Genomic DNA, 858 nt, shown 5'->3' with positions numbered 1-858 from the left:
CGATCAGGAAGGTCATGAAGGAGAAGAACGGCAGCAGCACACCACCGGTGACGTACATGTGGTGGGCCCACACCGTCACCGACAGACCGGCGATCGCGATGGTCGCGGCGATCAGACCCATGTAGCCGAACATCGGCTTGCGGGAGAAGACCGGGATGACCTCGGAGATGATGCCGAAGAACGGCAGCGCGATGATGTACACCTCTGGGTGCCCGAAGAACCAGAAGAGGTGTTGCCACAGCAAGGCTCCGCCGTTTGCCGCGTCGAACACATGGGCGCCGAATTTTCGGTCCGCCTCCAGGGCGAACAGCGCGGCCGCGAGGACCGGGAAGGCGAGCAGGACCAGGACGGCGGTCAGCAGCACGTTCCACACGAAGATCGGCATGCGGAACATGGTCATGCCGGGGGCGCGCATGCAGATGATCGTGGTGATGAAGTTGACCGCGCCGAGGATGGTGCCGAAGCCGGAGAAGGCCAGACCCATGATCCACATGTCGGCGCCGACACCCGGGCTGCGGACCGCGTCCGACAGCGGCGAGTAGGCGAACCAGCCGAAGTCGGCCGCACCCTCCGGGGTGAGGAAGCCGCCGACCGCGATGGTCGAGCCGAACAGGTAGAGCCAGTAGGCGAACATGTTCAGCCGGGGGAACGCCACGTCGGGCGCGCCGATCTGCAGCGGCATGATCCAGTTCGTGAAACCGGCGAACAGCGGCGTCGCGAACATCAGCAGCATGATCGTGCCGTGCATCGTGAACGCCTGGTTGAACTGCTCGTTCGACATGATCTGCAGGCCCGGCCGGGCCAGCTCGGCGCGCATGAGCAGCGCCATCACGCCACCGATCAGGAAGAACGCGAACG

Annotated in this window: 1 protein-coding gene; it reads right to left on the bottom strand. The window is 64.8% G+C overall.

Annotated elements, in window-relative coordinates:
* Nucleotides 1–858 (bottom strand): cbb3-type cytochrome c oxidase subunit I (locus tag AQI95_RS44245; protein WP_208614441.1); only part of this gene is annotated, 858 nt, incomplete at both ends.

The organism is Streptomyces yokosukanensis (assembly GCF_001514035.1).
Classification (GTDB): Bacteria; Actinomycetota; Actinomycetes; order Streptomycetales; family Streptomycetaceae; genus Streptomyces; species Streptomyces yokosukanensis.
Note: the sequence above shows the minus strand (reverse complement) of the source record. Positions and strands in the feature narration are given on the sequence as shown.